14 protein-coding genes and 1 tRNA gene are annotated in these 15866 nt (G+C 64.5%); 9 read left to right on the top strand and 6 right to left on the bottom strand.

The genetic code is table 11. From position 1 onward, the window contains the following. Positions 1-45 precede the first annotated feature (45 nt). Both recX and recA read right to left on the bottom strand, forming a co-directional pair. Complete coding sequence (gene recX, locus LDZ24_RS02225) at positions 46-1341, bottom strand: recombination regulator RecX (protein ID WP_371747376.1); 1296 nt, start codon at positions 1339-1341, stop codon at positions 46-48. Continuing rightward, a complete protein-coding gene (gene recA / locus LDZ24_RS02220; RefSeq protein ID WP_175939548.1) occupies positions 1244-2314 on the bottom strand; it encodes a recombinase RecA in 1071 nt (356 codons plus the stop codon). The genes recX and recA overlap by 98 nt, the downstream gene beginning before the upstream one ends. Positions 2315-2575: 261 nt before the next feature. On the opposite strand from recA, the gene LDZ24_RS02215 reads away from it, so the two are divergent. The 5 genes from LDZ24_RS02215 (at position 2576) to LDZ24_RS02195 (ending at position 7645) form a co-directional block, all read left to right on the top strand. After that, on the top strand, positions 2576-3292 hold the full coding sequence (locus LDZ24_RS02215) for a response regulator transcription factor (protein WP_248321297.1): 717 nt from the start codon (positions 2576-2578) through the stop codon (positions 3290-3292). Positions 3293-3303: 11 nt separating this feature from the next. Further along, positions 3304-4899 (top strand): sensor histidine kinase, encoded by a 1596-nt coding sequence (locus tag LDZ24_RS02210; RefSeq protein ID WP_248321295.1) that lies wholly within the window; start codon positions 3304-3306, stop codon positions 4897-4899. 229 nt (positions 4900-5128) lie between these two features. Further along, positions 5129-6787 carry an MFS transporter gene (locus LDZ24_RS02205; RefSeq protein WP_175939545.1) on the top strand — a complete coding sequence of 553 codons (1659 nt, stop codon included), beginning with the start codon at positions 5129-5131 and terminating at the stop codon, positions 6785-6787. A gap of 96 nt (positions 6788-6883) precedes the next feature. After that, positions 6884-6960 (top strand) — tRNA-Met (locus LDZ24_RS02200). Between the two features lie 43 nt (positions 6961-7003). Next, complete coding sequence (locus LDZ24_RS02195; protein WP_248321294.1) at positions 7004-7645, top strand: hypothetical protein; 642 nt, start codon at positions 7004-7006, stop codon at positions 7643-7645. A gap of 270 nt (positions 7646-7915) precedes the next feature. Here the strand turns inward: LDZ24_RS02195 and LDZ24_RS02190 are convergent, their stop codons facing one another. The 3 genes from LDZ24_RS02190 to LDZ24_RS02180 are packed head-to-tail and all read right to left on the bottom strand — an operon-like array spanning position 7916 to position 9813. Beyond that, positions 7916-8302, bottom strand: a complete 387-nt coding sequence (locus tag LDZ24_RS02190; protein ID WP_248321293.1) for a hypothetical protein — start codon at positions 8300-8302, stop codon at positions 7916-7918. Positions 8303-8338: 36 nt separating this feature from the next. Next, positions 8339-8890, bottom strand: a complete 552-nt coding sequence (gene bamE, locus LDZ24_RS02185) for an outer membrane protein assembly factor BamE (RefSeq protein WP_248321292.1) — start codon at positions 8888-8890, stop codon at positions 8339-8341. A 14-nt stretch (positions 8891-8904) separates the two neighbouring features. Further along, positions 8905-9813, bottom strand: a complete 909-nt coding sequence (locus tag LDZ24_RS02180) for a peptidoglycan DD-metalloendopeptidase family protein (protein WP_248321290.1) — start codon at positions 9811-9813, stop codon at positions 8905-8907. Positions 9814-10342: 529 nt separating this feature from the next. Between LDZ24_RS02180 and LDZ24_RS02175 the strand changes: the two genes are divergently transcribed. Beyond that, positions 10343-10594, top strand: coding sequence for a GlsB/YeaQ/YmgE family stress response membrane protein (locus LDZ24_RS02175; RefSeq protein ID WP_248322250.1), 252 nt, complete (start codon positions 10343-10345; stop codon positions 10592-10594). A gap of 78 nt (positions 10595-10672) precedes the next feature. Here the strand turns inward: LDZ24_RS02175 and LDZ24_RS02170 are convergent, their stop codons facing one another. Next, positions 10673-11332, bottom strand: a complete 660-nt coding sequence (locus LDZ24_RS02170; protein ID WP_206467606.1) for a VTT domain-containing protein — start codon at positions 11330-11332, stop codon at positions 10673-10675. Between the two features lie 169 nt (positions 11333-11501). On the opposite strand from LDZ24_RS02170, the gene mutL reads away from it, so the two are divergent. The 3 genes from mutL (at position 11502) to LDZ24_RS02155 (ending at position 15782) form a co-directional block, all read left to right on the top strand. Continuing rightward, positions 11502-13439 (top strand): DNA mismatch repair endonuclease MutL, encoded by a 1938-nt coding sequence (mutL, locus tag LDZ24_RS02165; protein ID WP_248321289.1) that lies wholly within the window; start codon positions 11502-11504, stop codon positions 13437-13439. After that, positions 13436-14401: a tRNA (adenosine(37)-N6)-dimethylallyltransferase MiaA gene (gene miaA, locus LDZ24_RS02160; RefSeq protein WP_248321288.1), complete on the top strand. Its 966-nt coding sequence runs from the start codon at positions 13436-13438 to the stop codon at positions 14399-14401. The genes mutL and miaA overlap by 4 nt, the downstream gene beginning before the upstream one ends. 115 nt (positions 14402-14516) lie before the next feature. Further along, positions 14517-15782 carry a hypothetical protein gene (locus LDZ24_RS02155; RefSeq protein WP_248321286.1) on the top strand — a complete coding sequence of 422 codons (1266 nt, stop codon included), beginning with the start codon at positions 14517-14519 and terminating at the stop codon, positions 15780-15782. Positions 15783-15866 lie beyond the last annotated feature (84 nt).

Below are 15866 nucleotides of genomic sequence, written 5' to 3'. Positions count from 1 at the left end.
TGGCGGATGCCGGCGCACGGCGCGTGGCGTGGCGTGCAGGGTGCGTCAATCGTCGCTTGGCTCGTCGGTCCAGTCTTCGTCGCCGCCTTTCAGTATTTTTCCGATGGTGCTGGCCGAAAAACCGCGCGCCGCGAGAAAGCGAGCCTGTTTTCCACGCTCGGCGGGCGTCTCGGGCACGACGCCGTACTTCTTCTCCCATACGGCCTGAGCGCGCGCGGTTTCGGTTTGCGCGAGCTTGTCCGCCGTCTCGCCGATCAACGCCTCGCCCACCGCGTGCCGCTTCAATTCGTTGATGATCCGGCTGCCGCCCATGCGCGGCGCCCGACGATGAACGACGCTCTCCACGAAACGTTCGTTGGACAGCCAGCCGTCGCGCTCCAGGCTGTCGAGCGTGTTTTCGAGCGAGTCGGCTTCCTGCACGTACGGACGCAGTTTGCGCGACAGCTCCGCACGGCTGTATTCGCGGCGCGAAAGGTAGGCCAATGCGCGGCCTTTCAGCGAGCGTTGAGGCCGTCTTGGGTTGTTCGCGTCCGGTGCCTTGCGCGCTCGTTCGGTCGAGCGGCTGTACGCCGGGTCTGATGGTGGTTCGGGCGCGCACTGCTCGAATGGCTCGAACGGATCGGCGTCTTCGAAGGGATTGGAGAAGGGATCGGCGCTGTCGTCCGGTAAGCGGGCCTCTTTCGGCGGCTTGGGCGGCGCGTCGAGCTTCTGGACGGGTTGCGTCGTGGCCTGAGCGAGAAGCGAGCGCGCCTGCGCGAGACGCGCGGCGCGGTCGGGGTCTTGCGCCGCGAATGGCTCACGTGCGGCGCGTGCTGGCGCGCCCGGATTCGCATCGAGCGTCGGGTTTGCGGTCTTTGGCGACTTGGCAGCCGAGCGCGGCGACTGGACCGTCGCGAATGTTTCCGTTGCCGGTGCCCGCTCGGGTTCCTTTACGAGCCCTCGCGCCGCTCCAGATACACCGCGCGCCGGCGCGAATGGCTTCGCGTCGGCGCGTGATGTAGTGCTTCGAGTGGACCAGCGTGATTTCGTCGCTACGGCGCGCCGCTCGCTACTGCGCTCGTAACGGTCGATGCCATTGGCGTGATCGGCCGACTCACCGACGCCGCGCGCAGAAGACTCGAACGCAGCATCGTCGCCCGATTCGCCCGCGCCGTCAGACCGGCCCGCACGGCCCCGCCGAACATCGGCGCTGCCAGCCTTCGATCCGAACCGGCGCTTGAACATCGACGGTGCGGCGCGACGCTTATTCGTCGTCCGCGACTGCTGCGCCCGCGGCGACGCCATCTGCCAGCGCGGCCACACCCAGCGATTCGCGTATCTTGTTCTCGATCTCGCGTGCAATGTCCGGGTTCTCGCGCAGGAATTCCCGCGCGTTGTCCTTGCCCTGACCGATGCGATCGCCGTTATAGCTGTACCACGCGCCCGCCTTGTCGACGAGCTTGGCCTGCACGCCCAGATCGATGATTTCGCCCTGACGCGAAATGCCCTCGCCGTACAGAATGTCGAAGATGGCTTCGCGGAACGGCGGCGACACCTTGTTCTTCACCACCTTCACGCGCGTTTCGTTGCCGATGACTTCGTCGTTCTTCTTGATGGACCCGATACGGCGAATGTCCAGACGCACCGACGAATAGAACTTCAGCGCGTTACCGCCCGTGGTGGTTTCCGGGTTGCCGAACATCACGCCGATCTTCATGCGGATCTGGTTGATGAAGATCACGAGGCAGTTCGTGCGCTTGATGGTACCGGTGAGCTTGCGCAGCGCCTGCGACATCAGGCGAGCTTGCAGACCCGGCAGCGAGTCGCCCATTTCGCCTTCGATTTCCGCCTTCGGCACGAGCGCCGCGACGGAGTCGATCACGATCATGTCGATGGAACCCGAGCGCACCAGCGCGTCCGCGATTTCCAGCGCCTGTTCGCCCGTGTCCGGCTGCGAGATAAGCAGTTCCTGCACGTTCACGCCGAGCTTCTGCGCGTATTGCACGTCGAGCGCGTGTTCCGCGTCGATGAATGCCGCCGTGCCGCCGATCTTCTGCATTTCGGCGATCACCTGCAGCGTGAGCGTGGTCTTGCCCGACGATTCCGGACCGTAGATCTCGACGACGCGGCCGCGCGGCAGTCCGCCCACGCCGAGCGCGATATCCAGTCCGAGCGAGCCGGTGGACACCACCTGAATGTCTTCGACCGCCTCGCCCGCGCCGAGCCGCATGATCGACCCTTTGCCGAATTGCTTCTCGATCTGCGAGAGCGCGGCAGCGAGGGCCTTGCTTTTTTCCGCAGTCATGCCAGCCGGGCCTTTCTTGCTTTCTTCCATGAATCGTCCTTTGCTATGATGAACGGCGTCTGAGGCTTGTGCTTACGGGCTGTGATGCGGATTCCGCATACTTTCGCCCGCTTTTCGCACAGATGCAGACACTGTATAAAAAAACAGTAGTTTTTGCAAGCCCGATTGCGGCGACGTGGCGTTTTTCCACGTCGCCCGAACCGCGCAAAAACCGCACAACACCCTGGAGACCGCCGCGCCGGGCGAAATGCGGTGCCGGCAATGCGCTACCGCGCATCAGGCGCACAGACGATGCGAATCCTCATTGCCGAAGACGACAGCATACTCGCGGACGGCCTCGTCCGATCACTCCGCCAATCGGGATACGCCGTCGACCATGTGAAGCATGGCGTCGAGGCGGACACCGCGCTGACGCTTCAACCGTTCGACCTGCTGATTCTCGATCTCGGGCTGCCGCTCATGCCCGGCCTCGAAGTGTTGCGCCGGCTGCGCGCGCGCAATTCGCAGATGCCCGTGCTGATCCTGACCGCCGCCGACAGCGTCGACGAGCGCGTGAAGGGCCTCGATCTCGGCGCCGACGACTATATGGCCAAGCCCTTCGCGCTCAACGAGCTCGAAGCGCGGGTGCGCGCGCTCACGCGGCGCGGCGCGGGCGGCGGGCCGACGGTCGTCAAGCATGGTTCGCTGTCGTTCGATCAGGTGGGACGCATCGCGCATATCGGCGATCAGGTAATCGACTTGTCGGCGCGCGAGCTGGGCGTGCTCGAAGTGCTGCTGCAGCGGACCGGGCGCCTCGTGTCGAAGGAACAGCTCGTCAATCACTTGTGCGAATGGGGCGAAGAAGTCAGCAACAACGCGATCGAGGTTTACGTCCACCGGCTGCGCAAGAAGATCGAGCCGAGCGGCGCGCGCATCATCACCGTGCGCGGGCTCGGCTACACGCTCGAAAAAGCGTCGAGCGGCGTAACCGGGCCGGGCGCGAGCGCGCCGTTGCCGGGTCATCACTGAGCCGGCAACGCATGGCCTCGCCCGTTTCCAGCGAACGCGCAGACGAGCCGGCGCGCACGCCGCCCTCGTCCGCGACCGCAGCCAACGCAGCCACGGCCGATTCCGACGCGCTGCGCGACGCGCGCTACGCCAATCCCTTCGCCCCGCAGGACGAGCTGGAACCGGACAGCGAGACGCATCCGCGCTCGCTCTTCGGCGAGATTCTCGACTGGATGCTCGCGCCGCTTCTGCTGCTCTGGCCGATGAGCATCGCGGTGACCTATCTGGTCGCGAAGTCCATCGCGAACGGACCGTTCGACCGCGCGCTCGAAGCGGATGCCTATGTCATCGCGCGTCAGATCCAGCCGGTCAACGGCGTCGCGGAACTGCGCCTGCCCGACGCGACGCGTGATTTTCTGCGCGCCGACAACGTCGACAGCGTGTTCTTTCAGGTGCTCGGCACGCGCGGCGAGCTGGTCGGCGGCGACCGCGACATGCCCTTGCCGCACGAAGACGACCGGCCGCAGCCGGGCGTCGTGGAGTTTCGAGACGACGTGCTGCGCGGCAACGATATTCGCGTCGCCTACACGACCGTGGACCTCCCCGCACTCGACGCCCAGAACGCGCAGCCGGTGCTCGTGCAAGTGGCCGAAACGCTCGACAAGCGAAGCCAGCTCGCCAACGACATCATCAAGGGCGTGATCCTGCCTCAGTTCGTGATCTTGCCGCTCGCCATCGTGCTCGTCTGGTTCGGGCTGTCGCGCGGGCTCGCGCCGCTGCATGCGCTGCAATCGAATATCCGCGCTCGCCGCCCCGACGATCTCTCGCCGCTCGAAGCCGGCCGCGCGCCGCCCGAGATCGCGCCGCTCGTCGCGTCGTTCAACGATCTGCTGACGCGACTCGAACAGAACATGGAGTTCCAGAAGCGCTTTATCGCCGATGCCGCGCATCAAATGAAAACGCCGCTCGCCGGCCTGCGCATGCAGGCGGAACTCGCGCTGCGGCAGGACGTGTCGAACGAAGTGCAGCGTTCGCTCGAACAGATTGCGACCAGTTCGGAACACGCCGCGCGGCTCGTTGCGCAACTGCTCGCGCTGGCCCGCGCGGAAAATCGCGCGAACGGGCAGATCTTCTCGCACGTCGAGTTGACGGATCTCGCGCGCCTCGCCGTGCGCGACTGGGTGCAGGCGGCGCTCGCCAAGCGCATGGACATCGGCTACGAGGAGCCGCCGTATCCGGTCGAAGTGGAAGGCAACGCGGTGATGTTGCGCGAGATGCTCTCCAATCTGATCGACAACGCGATCCGCTACACGCCGACCGGCGGGCGCATCACCGTGCGCGTGCGGGCCGACGACACGAATCTCGATCTCGTGCATCTGGAAGTGGAAGACACCGGCCTCGGCATTCCGCCGGCCGAACGCGAGCGCGTGGTGGAGCGGTTCTATCGCATTCTCGGCCGCGAAGGCGATGGAAGCGGCCTCGGCCTTGCCATCGTCAAGGAGATCGCGACGATTCACGGCGGCACGCTCGCCATCGAGGATCACGTCTATCAGGAAGCGCCGCGGCTCGCCGGAACGCTGGTTCGCGTCAGCTTGCAGCGGGTTTATCCTGCCCGGGACAAACCCTGAGCGCGCATCCTGACACATGCCGATGAATCAGCGCGATACGCGCGGTTTGCCTGCCGATCTCAGCGCTTTATCGACCAGTTAGCAGAATTTCAACGGTCCGCCCACGCCAAGAACCCAAATAGCCCGAGTCAGAACGCCGTAAGTTTTCGTTCCAATAATCCTTGCACCGGCGCCGCGCGTGCGGCCCGATGGAATCGGGAATCAGACGGAAAACCTAAGGAGACGATTCATGGCAACGGTCGAAGGGCGCATTTCGCACGCGCCGATGACGAACGAGGAGCGGAAGGTCATCTTCGCCTCGTCGCTCGGCACCGTGTTCGAGTGGTACGACTTTTATCTCGCGGGCTCGCTTGCGATCTACATCAGCAAGACGTTCTTTTCGGGCGTCAACCCGACGGCCGGCTTCATCTTCACCTTGCTGGGCTTCGCGGCGGGCTTCGCCGTGCGTCCGTTCGGCGCGATCGTGTTCGGGCGGCTCGGCGACATGGTCGGCCGCAAGTACACGTTTCTGGTGACGATCGTCATCATGGGTCTTTCCACGTTTCTGATCGGCTTTTTGCCCGGCTATGCGACCATCGGCATCGCCGCGCCGATCATCTTCATCGCGATGCGCCTGTTGCAAGGGCTCGCGCTCGGCGGCGAGTATGGCGGCGCCGCGACGTACGTGGCCGAACACGCGCCCGCCAACAAGCGCGGCGCGTGGACCGCGTGGATTCAGACGACCGCGACGCTCGGCCTCTTCATCTCCCTGATCGTGATTCTGGCCGTACGCACGGCGACCGGCGAAGAGCAGTTCGGCGCGTGGGCGTGGCGCGTGCCCTTCCTCGTGTCGATCCTGCTGCTCGCGGTGTCGGTCTGGATTCGCATGAAACTGCACGAATCGCCGGTGTTCGAGCGCATCAAGTCCGAAGGCAAGACGTCGAAGGCGCCGCTCACGGAAGCGTTCGGCGAATGGAAGAACCTGAAGATCGTGCTGCTCGCGCTGTTCGGTCTGACGGCGGGCCAGGCGGTGGTGTGGTACACGGGCCAGTTCTACTCGCTCTTCTTCCTCACGCAGACGCTGAAGGTGGACGGCACGAGCGCGAACATCATGGTGGCGGTCGCGCTGCTCATCGGCACGCCGTTCTTCGTGTTCTTCGGATCGCTGTCGGATCGCATCGGGCGCAAGCCGATCATCATGGCGGGCTGCCTGATCGCGGCGCTGACCTTCTTCCCGCTCTTCAAGGCGCTGGCGCACTACACGAACCCGACGCTCGAAGCCGCGACGCAGAAGTCGCCGATCACGGTAATCGCCAATCCGGACGAGTGCTCGTTCCAGTTCAATCCGGTGGGGACGTCGAAGTTCACGTCGTCGTGCGATATCGCGAAAAGCGCGTTGTCGAAGGCCGGCCTCAACTATCAGAACGTGGCCGCGCCCGCCGGCACGCTGGCGCAGATCAAGGTCGGCGAAACGGTCGTGAACACCTACGACGGCAAGGCCGCCGACGCCAAGGCGCAAGGCGCGGCGTTCGACAAGACGCTCGCCGGCACGCTCAAGAGCGCGGGCTACCCGGCGAAGGCCGATCCGGCGCTCATCAACTGGCCGATGGCGATTGTGATTCTGACCATCCTCGTGATCTTCGTGACGATGGTGTACGGCCCGATCGCCGCGATGCTCGTCGAGATGTTCCCGGCGCGGATTCGCTATACGTCGATGTCGCTGCCGTATCACATCGGCAATGGCTGGTTCGGCGGCTTCCTGCCTGCGACGGCTTTCGCGATCGTGGCGGCGCGCGGCGACATCTACTCGGGCTTGTGGTACCCGGTGGTGATCGCGCTCGCGACGTTCGTCATCGGCATGTTGTTCGTGAAGGACACGCGCAAGTCGAACGTGTACCACGAGGATTGATGGCGCGGGTTTAGTCTGCCCTGCCGCCGTGTCAGGAAAAACGCGCGGCAGGGGTTGACAGACGTTTCAACCGCCGCCATAATCTCGGCTTCTTTCGGCGAATTAGCTCAGTCGGTTAGAGCGACGGAATCATAATCCGCAGGTCCGGGGTTCGAGTCCCTGATTCGCCACCAGCTTCAAGAAAAAGCCGCTGCTCCCACAAGGACAGCGGCTTTTTTGTCGTCCGCATCCGCTGCAACGCCGCCCTTCCCGCAGAATCAGCCGAAGCGTCTTAATACGCCGCTAAGTCTTCGATGCCATCATGGTGTCGACGTCAAGCAGCCAGCGGCCCGCAGCCATTCGCACCGGTCCGCATGCAACTTCTTCGGGAGCTTATCCGTGAGAAAGACACCGCCGATCCGCCACGCCGCGCGCCCTACCCTGTCACCGCTTATGCGAGCGCTCAGCCAGAGCCGAGTTGCCCGTGAGCCGGTCATCGATCTGATGCTGTTGAAGTGCTACGCCGCTCTCGACGCATTCTGCCGCGCGCAAGGATCACATGCGCTTTCGACGACCCTGCGCAGTCATGTGCTAATTGCGCGGGAACTTGCTCGCATCGGTTATGCGAGCGAACGCGTGAACGAGCTCGAACGCGCAGAAGAAACGCTGACGGCGCTCGACGCCTCTCGCGCCGCGACCTCGCAGTGGAACCTCGGCGCCGCCGCGCATCGTCGCCTGTGCGATGCCCTCGCGCTCTTCGCAGCACAGCTCGACGCCGCGTCCCTCGAACACATCGCCCGGGCGCAAGCGAGCGCCGTCACCCAATCGCTGATGACCGCGCGCGCAACTCCCCGCGAACTCGCGCCATCCCCAACCTGATCTGGCACGAAATGTTGCTCACCGTACATTCATACAATTCGCCCGGCGCGATACTGTTTTTGCGCACGGGGGATGTTTCAGCGCGCAACGAGAGACCAAGAAGACGGGCGGCACTCGACCGAGCCGTGGGTAAAGAATGGGCGCGATGTCTCGCGCAGGTCTTTGCCAACGTCCCGGCGAGTAGCAGGCGAAGAAGTGAACAGCCATCGCCCCGACAACGAAGTTAAAAGCCGGCAATCGCCGGCTTTTTCTTTTTCGCGAGTCGTGCGCTCAGCGGTAACGGGCGAAGATGGTCCGCGCGCACTCGTCGCACCAGCGACGCTGGGCCGCATCGGCATCCGCTTGCCAGACGTGACCGAACGCGCATTGCCACGTCAGCGACGACGCCGCGCCCGCGTGACGCGACGGCAGGAGCGCGCCGCCACGGACTTCCGCGATTGCGCGCGCCCGAGTCATTTCGGCCTCGCGCCGCTGCGTCGCGCAGTTCATGCAGCGCACGTTCTGCGACGCATCGAGCGCGTCATCCCAGTCATGCCCGCGCGTGCATGCCCAGCGGACGAACGCGTCGTCGTTCGCTTCCGCGGATGCGCGCTCGCGGTATCGCAACGCTTCGTTCATCAATGCGCGTTGTCTCTTGCCGATATATTGTTCGCTCATTGCCTCAACGCCTTCGCCCCTTCTGACGCCCTGTCGTCAATGCCGTCCGCCGCCCTCCGCCTCCGAACGCGATGTGGTGACCACCGTGCCGTCCGGGCCGAAATGCGCGTTGAACATGGCGTCGCGATTCACGCCGTCTTCGAGCCAATGCCAGCTCCACACGCGTTCCTGCTTCAGCCGGTATTCAGCGACCGTCGTCGGCTTGCCGAGGAGCCGCCGCACTTCGTCCTGCGTCATGCCCGGCCGCACTTTCGCGATGTTCTCGGCCGTCAGAACCTGTGTGACCGAAACGAGCAGGCCATCCGGGTCCAGATCCACCATGTAGGTGTTCGTGCCGGCCGGGCCACGCGGATATTCGAGGCGCTTCGAGCCGTCCGTGTAGGTGCGCTCGGTTTCCGGCTCGCCCATCTGCTTGCGGATCTGCGCTTCGTTCGTGACGCCGGGCTTGAGATCTTTCAGCAGCAGTGTGTCCGGCTTCACCGAGTTGAAGAACGAACTGAGTTTGTTCATCGCTTCCCCGCTCTGTTGCTGGTCGCAGCCTGCGAGCAACGACGCCGCGACGAACGCCGCGCACATGATTCTCTTCATACGGCTCCTTCGACTCAACTGCCCGCGCCGAGCAGCGGCACGGGATCGACGGCGGCGCCCGCCTTTCTGATTTCGAAATGCAGCACCGGCGACCCGCTCGGGCCGGTTCCCATATCGGCGATCGTCGCGCCCTGTTTGACCGTATCGCCTTCGCGCACAAGGAGCTTGTCGTTGTACGCGTAAGCGGTCAGATAGTCGTTGCTATGCCGGACGATGATCATGCGCCCGTACGACCGCAAGCCGCTTCCCGCATACACGACCTTGCCGGGCGCCGCCGCCTTCACGGGCTCGCCGACCTTGCCGGCAATGTCGATCCCCTTGCTGCCGCTCGCCCCGAAGCCGCGCACGATCTCGCCTTTCACCGGCCAGACGAAGGTGCCCTTGCCCGCCGACGCCGTCGCGGCGGCCTTCTCGGCAGCTTTTTCCGTCGATTTCTCGGTCGCCTTCTCGCCCGATTTCTCGGCCGTCTGCTTGCCCGGCGTCGGCAGAAGCGGCGGCAGGTTCTTCGAGGACGAACTCGACGCCGCAGCCGCCGTCGACATGGACGCACCCGGCGGCACGACGCGCAGAACCTGCCCAACGTTGACCTGCTTGCTCTCGGGCAGGTTGTTCCACGCAGCGAGATCGGCCGGCTTCTGCTTGTACTGACGCGAGATGCCGTACAGCGTGTCGCCCGGCTTCACGCGATAGAAACCCGCCTCCACCGGCGCGAATGCCGACGCTGCCGGCGCCGCGGGAACGGGCGCCGTGCTGACCGGCGAACTCACGACGACGGGCGGCGGCGGGGACATCGAATTGTCGACGATGGGCGCAGGCGTGCGCGGCGTCGACGTGCATCCGGCAAAACCCGCCGCGACGGATGCGGCGAGCCCGAAACTCGCGATGACCACCCGAGTGCGCGGTCCCATGACAACTGTGTGCATCGACTCCAACTTTCCCATGCTTTTGTCTTGATCTAGTGCAATGCTCTTTGATTTTCCCGCCGCCGGCCGCCGCGCTAACACACGGTCAAGCCGACGCCATACACCGAAGTACCGACACATCCGACGATGCCGCAGCCCGGCAGCAGCGAAAGCGCCAGCGCGCAAAACGATATGACCGCAAGCCGCGATCCGCGGCCGCCCGCGCGTTTCGCCTTCGCTTCGGGCGAAACTCCGACAGCATAAAACATTACAGAATCCACTTCCTCAGGCCAGTCGACGAGACACTTTAGGCGAAACTTCGCCCGATCCTTTGGGATTCTAAATTTTTCACGATTCTGCCCGCCCGCGCGTTGACGTCGCGGCACGCCATAGATTCGCACGCCCTAAGCCAAACAGACAATCCACAATCCTTGACACTTTGCGCGCTTTTGGCACCGCGCTTTGGGCTACATTCACTGCGCTCGAAAGCGGGAGCCTCCTGCAGTCCTGCACTTTCCTCATCTTTCCGGAGTACTAGCGCATGCAAATTCTGCATCATGGAATCATCGTCAGCCTCATCATCGGCGGCATCGCCGGCTGGCTCGCCGGCCTCATCATGAACGGCACGGGCTTTGGCGTGTTCGTGCATATTCTCGTCGGCATCGTGGGCGGCGTGCTCGGCAACTGGCTCTTCGGCGCAATCGGCATTTCGCTCGGCGGCGGCTTGCTCGGTTCGCTGCTGACGGCGGTGATCGGCGCGGTGGTGCTGCTCTTCATCATCCGCCTGTTCCGGCGCGCGTAAGGGCGCATCGGCATGTCGGGCCGGGTTTCTTCGCGCTATGCAAAGCGCCGGCCCGGCCGAATTCTCCTCCCGCTGCGCTCACACCTTCGAGCCGCGACGGCTCATCTTCCACAGCGCGCCCAGCGCAATCGGCACGATGGCGGCGCCAATGCCGACCAGCACGATCACGTTCAAATATTGCCGGATGAACGGGATATTCCCGAAGAAGTAGCCGAGCAGCACGAGAAGCAGCACCCAGATGGCCGCGCCCAGAATGTTGAAGAGCTGGAAGCGCGTCGCGTTCATCGCGGATGCCCCCGCCACGAACGGCGCGAAGGTGCGCACGACAGGCACGAAGCGCGCGATCACGATCGTCTTGCCGCCGTGACGATCGTAGAAGTTATGCGTCTTTTGCAGCGCCTTGCGATCCAGAAAACGCTCGAGCACCGGTATGTTCGTATCGAACACCTTCGGGCCGATGGCGCGTCCGATCCAGTAATTGACCGTGTTGCCCGCGACAGCCGCAATGAGCAGCAGCGCGATGAGCGCGCCAAGATCCATCTCGTGCGTGGCCGCGAACGCGCCGCCGATGAAAAGCAGCGAATCGCCCGGCAGAAACGGGAAAACCACGAGCCCCGTTTCGCAGAACACGATCAGGAACAGCACGGCGTACACCCACGCGCCATACGTATGAATGAAGTCACCGAGCGATTTGTCGATGTGCAGGATGAGTCCCAGGAAATGCAGCAGCGTGTCCAAGAAACTGTCCTCGAAGAAGTGAGCCGGCAAGAAGCAGAGGGTCGCGCCATGATACCGAAGTGACCCGGCGCGTCGGTTAAAAAGCACGCATCGAGCCGCCATCTTGCGACGCATTGTCGGAACAATGCGCGCCCCAAAAGCGGCCGATACGAATGGCTATAATTTCGGCATGGCCGACCTCAACGAACTCTCCGCCGGCGCTTCGACCGCCGCCGTCGCGCGCCGTTCGCGCGCCATCGCCCCGCTTCCCGACCAGCTCATCAGCCAGATTGCCGCGGGCGAAGTGGTCGAGCGGCCGGCGTCCGTGGTCAAGGAACTGCTGGAAAACGCGCTCGATGCCGGCGCGCGCAGCTTGCGCGTGACGCTGGACGAAGGCGGCGTGAAGCGCATCGTGATCGCCGACGACGGCTGCGGCATGCCTCCCGAGGAACTCCCGCTCGCGCTCATGCGGCACGCGACCAGCAAGATCCGCTCGCTCGCCGATCTCGAAGCCGTCGCCACGCTCGGTTTTCGCGGCGAAGCGATCGCGTCGATTGCATCGGTGGCGGAGCTGTTCATCACGAGCCGCACAGAAGACTGCCCGCACGCAACGCGCATCGACGCACAAACGGGCGTCATTTCCCCCGCGGCGGGCACGGTCGGCACGACCATCGACGTGCGCGAGCTTTACTTCAACACGCCGGCGCGCCGAAAGTTCCTGAAAAGCGAACAAACCGAACTCGGGCATTGCCTGGAAGTCATTCGCCGCGTGGCGCTGGCGCGGCCCGACGTCGCCATTTCCGTGATGCATAACGGCAAGGCCGTCGAGCACTGGAACGCGAGCGATCCGGCCACGCGCGTCGCCAAAATTCTGGGCGAAGTGTTCGAGACCTCGCATCTGCCGCTCGACGAACGCGCCGGGCCGCTTGCGGTGTACGGCTGCGCGGGCCTGCCGACCGCGAGCCGCGGACGCGCGGACCAGCAGTATTTCTTCGTGAACGGCCGCTTCGTGCGCGACAAGCTGCTCACGCACGCGGTTCGCGCCGCTTACGAGGACGTGCTGCACGGCAACCGCTATCCGGCGTACGTCCTTTTTCTTGACTTGCCGCCGGAGTCGGTGGACGTGAACGTGCATCCGTCGAAGATCGAAGTGCGGTTTCGCGATTCGCGCTCGATTCATCAGTACGTGTTTCACGCGGTGCAGCGCGCGCTGGCGCGGCATGCGGGCGCGTCGCCGGAAACGACAGCGGGCGGGCACGCGGCGCAACTCGAACCGACCGGGCCGGCATCGTTCAGCGCGCGGCCTGTCGCGAGCGCGGGACCGGTAGCCAGGAACGACAACGGCACCACGTGGATGCGCCAGTCGCGCATGACGCAAGGGTCGCTGCCGGTCGCGCAGCCGCTCGCGCTCTACGACGCGTTGTTCGGGCGCAAGGACGCAAGCGCGACGGTCACGCCCGTCGAAGCGGCGTCGCCCGCCGTCGCGTGGGCCAACGACGACAGCGCGCCCGCCTACGCCGCCGCGAGCCACGCACACGCCGACGAGCAGCCGCTCGGCTTTGCCGTCGGGCAGATTCACGGCATCTACGTGCTGGCGCAGAACGCGCGCGGACTCGTCATCGTGGACATGCACGCCGCGCACGAACGCATCCTCTACGAGCAGTTCAAGCACGCGCTCGCGGACCGCTCCATCGCCGTGCAGCCGCTGCTGATTCCCGTCTCGATGACGGCGGATCCGGTGGAAATCGGCATCGTCGATGAAGAACGCGAGACGCTCGACGCGCTCGGCTTCGATCTCGCGGTGCTGTCGCCGACTTCCATCGCGATTCGCGCGGTGCCCGCGCTGCTGAAAGACGCGGACCTCGTCGCGCTCGCCCGCGCCGTGCTCGCCGATCTGCACGCGTACGGCGGATCGCGCGTGCTCACCGAGCGTCAGCACGAACTGCTCGGCACGCTCGCCTGCCACCATGCGGTGCGCGCCAATCGCCGCCTCACGCTCGACGAAATGAACGCCCTCTTGCGTCAGATGGAAGCCACCGAACGCGCCGATCAGTGCAATCACGGCCGCCCGACGTGGTATCAGCTGACGCTCGCGGACCTCGACCGCCTCTTCATGCGCGGACAATGATCAATCCCGCGTTGCACGTGGCCTCGCGCATGGCCTGTCTGCTCGGGCCGACGGCGTCGGGCAAGACGGCGGCGGCCCTCGCCTTCGCGGCGGCGTCGGCGCGGCCGGTGGAAATCGTGAGCGTGGATTCGGCGCTCGTCTATCGCGAGATGGATATCGGCACGGCCAAGCCGAACGCGGCGGAGCGCGCGGCCGCGCCGCATCACCTGATCGATATCATCGATCCGGCCGACGCTTACTCGGCCGCGCAATTTCGCGCCGATGCGCTCAGGCTCGTCGGCGAGATCGTCGCGCGGGGAAACGTGCCGCTGCTGGTCGGCGGCACGATGCTGTACTACAAGGCGCTGACGCAGGGCCTCAACGACCTGCCGCCCGCCGATCCGTCCGTGCGCGCCACGCTCGATGCCGACGCCGCGCGCGACGGCTGGCCCGCGCTGCACGCGCGGCTCGCGGCGGTCGATGCGCAAACCGCGGCGCGCCTCGCGCCGAACGATTCGCAGCGCATCCAGCGCGCGCTCGAAATCTATCTGCTGACCGGCCAGCCGATGTCCGCGCTGCTCGCCGCGCCGCGCGTGCTGGACCAGGAAGCGCCATATGACTTCGTGCCGATCGCGCTGGAACCGTCGGACCGCGCGGTGCTGCATGCGCGCATCGCGGCGCGCTTCGACGCGATGCTCGCGCACGGTTTCATCGACGAAGTGAAGCGCCTGCGCGCGCGCGGCGATCTCGATGTGTCGATGCCGTCGATGCGCTGCGTCGGCTATCGGCAGGCGTGGGAATACCTCGACGGCCTGACCGGCTACGACGAGATGCGCGACAAGGGCATCTTCGCGACGCGGCAGTTGTGCAAGCGCCAGTTGACGTGGCTGCGCGCGATGCCGGAGCGCGTCGTGGTGGATTGCTGCGCGCCCGATGCGACGCAGCAGGCAGTCGAAGCGATAAAAAGAACTGCGAAAGTCTGAAAAAAGAGGCTGAATCTTGCGGGCCGACCTTACGAACGCTTAACATCGTAGGCGGTCGCTCGGCCTTGAGCACGCGATGTTGCCCGGTTTATTTAGTCATCCGAATTAGATGTCGTTGGGCAACGATTCGAGGCAGATTTCAAAAGCAGTCAAAAGGAAAAAAACGATGTTGGCGAGAAACGGGTTGTATGGGAAACGCGCGGCACGCGCGGTCGTCATCACAATGGCAGCGTCTGCGATCGTCTCCGCGCTGAGCGCGTGCGGCGGTTCGGACGGGGGCGCAACTGCCGACGTGGCGAGCGTGGCAAAAAGCGAGAGCGCGCCGTCGGGCGCGTCCGCGAGCTTCTTCGATGGAATCTTCAACACCACGTCCGGCTCGGGCTACTACATATTCGGGTGGAATTCGATACTGGACCCCGAGACCGGCGGCGCGCACGGCGACACGGGCATCACGCGTACACGGTTCGGCGTGATCGACGGTTCCGACACCACGCTACGCGAATCGTACGTTCCGACTACCGGAACCGACGCGCTGCAATACAGCAAGATGGTGTACATCACGGCCGAGGGCGCGTTTCCGGCCGACAGCCTGCCTTACGACGATCTCGGGCCACACACGAAGATCTTTCAGCGCTTGCCGGACGGCTTCGATTTCGGCGTGCAAGGCATGTCGGCGCCGCTTTATCGCGTGACGCTCGATGTGCGAGACGTGGCGGGTCAATCGGTGAAGTCCGTCGTGAAGTTGTTTCAGGGAGGCGATCCGGTCACCTACACTCCCCCGCCGAGCGTGCTGCTGCCGCTCATCACTGTCGATAGCGTTCGGCCCACAGTGGACTACATCGCCAATCCGCTGACTGTGAACATGCCACGGCTCGTGTTTCCTTCCTCGGACACCACGCTCATGCCGGCCGGCTCGCAGGTCTTCGTGCCAACTTACACGGCACAGACGACTTTCCTTCGCATCGACCTTTCGAAGCTCTGGTTTGACGGTAGCATCCAGGACCCGATCCTGAAGCGCTCCGGGATTCCCTTGGCTGGAGAAATCATGACGCTCGGCGGCTACCAATATTCCGCGCTAGTGGGCACTGGCTGGGGTAGCGGTTTCTTCGACACAATGGACGGGCATTATGTCGCCGAATATCAGGGGAAGGTCTATCGGGCCGAAGTGATTTCCGCTGGAGATCGTCTAAGCTCGCCGGTCACGACGGAGGGACGCAAGCACCTGACGGCTCCGCGCCCCGCGTTCAACAAGATCGCCGCCGCGTTTCTCACAAGGCAACTCGGCTCTACGCCCGCGCAGACGCACAACGTCGTGTACCGGCCTACCGATTGTTATCAGAATGTGCAGGCCGGTGCTTTCGTTAATAGCTGCCCCTATTGAGTTGACCACAGCTGGGAGTCGAAGCGCTATTCCGACCGCTGCCGCTTGAGAAAAAAAACCCTCGCGCAACGCGAGGGTTTTCTG

It is taken from the genome of Caballeronia sp. Sq4a, from assembly GCF_023170545.1.
Taxonomy (GTDB): domain Bacteria; phylum Pseudomonadota; class Gammaproteobacteria; order Burkholderiales; family Burkholderiaceae; genus Caballeronia.
The sequence above is the reverse complement of the archived record's forward strand: the minus strand, read 5'-3'. Positions and strand labels throughout refer to the sequence as shown.

What these genes read in the sequence shown, in the direction of transcription:
- recA (WP_175939548.1), bottom strand. Translation starts at nt 2,314, where the DNA reads ATGGAAGAAAGCAAGAAAGGCCCGGCTGGCATGACTGCGGAAAAAAGC.
- LDZ24_RS02215 (WP_248321297.1), top strand. Translation starts at nt 2,576, where the DNA reads ATGCGAATCCTCATTGCCGAAGACGACAGCATACTCGCGGACGGCCTC.
- LDZ24_RS02210 (WP_248321295.1), top strand. Translation starts at nt 3,304, where the DNA reads ATGGCCTCGCCCGTTTCCAGCGAACGCGCAGACGAGCCGGCGCGCACG.
- LDZ24_RS02205 (WP_175939545.1), top strand. Translation starts at nt 5,129, where the DNA reads ATGGCAACGGTCGAAGGGCGCATTTCGCACGCGCCGATGACGAACGAG.
- LDZ24_RS02190 (WP_248321293.1), bottom strand. Translation starts at nt 8,302, where the DNA reads ATGAGCGAACAATATATCGGCAAGAGACAACGCGCATTGATGAACGAA.
- bamE (WP_248321292.1), bottom strand. Translation starts at nt 8,890, where the DNA reads ATGAAGAGAATCATGTGCGCGGCGTTCGTCGCGGCGTCGTTGCTCGCA.
- LDZ24_RS02180 (WP_248321290.1), bottom strand. Translation starts at nt 9,813, where the DNA reads ATGCACACAGTTGTCATGGGACCGCGCACTCGGGTGGTCATCGCGAGT.
- mutL (WP_248321289.1), top strand. Translation starts at nt 11,502, where the DNA reads ATGGCCGACCTCAACGAACTCTCCGCCGGCGCTTCGACCGCCGCCGTC.
- miaA (WP_248321288.1), top strand. Translation starts at nt 13,436, where the DNA reads ATGATCAATCCCGCGTTGCACGTGGCCTCGCGCATGGCCTGTCTGCTC.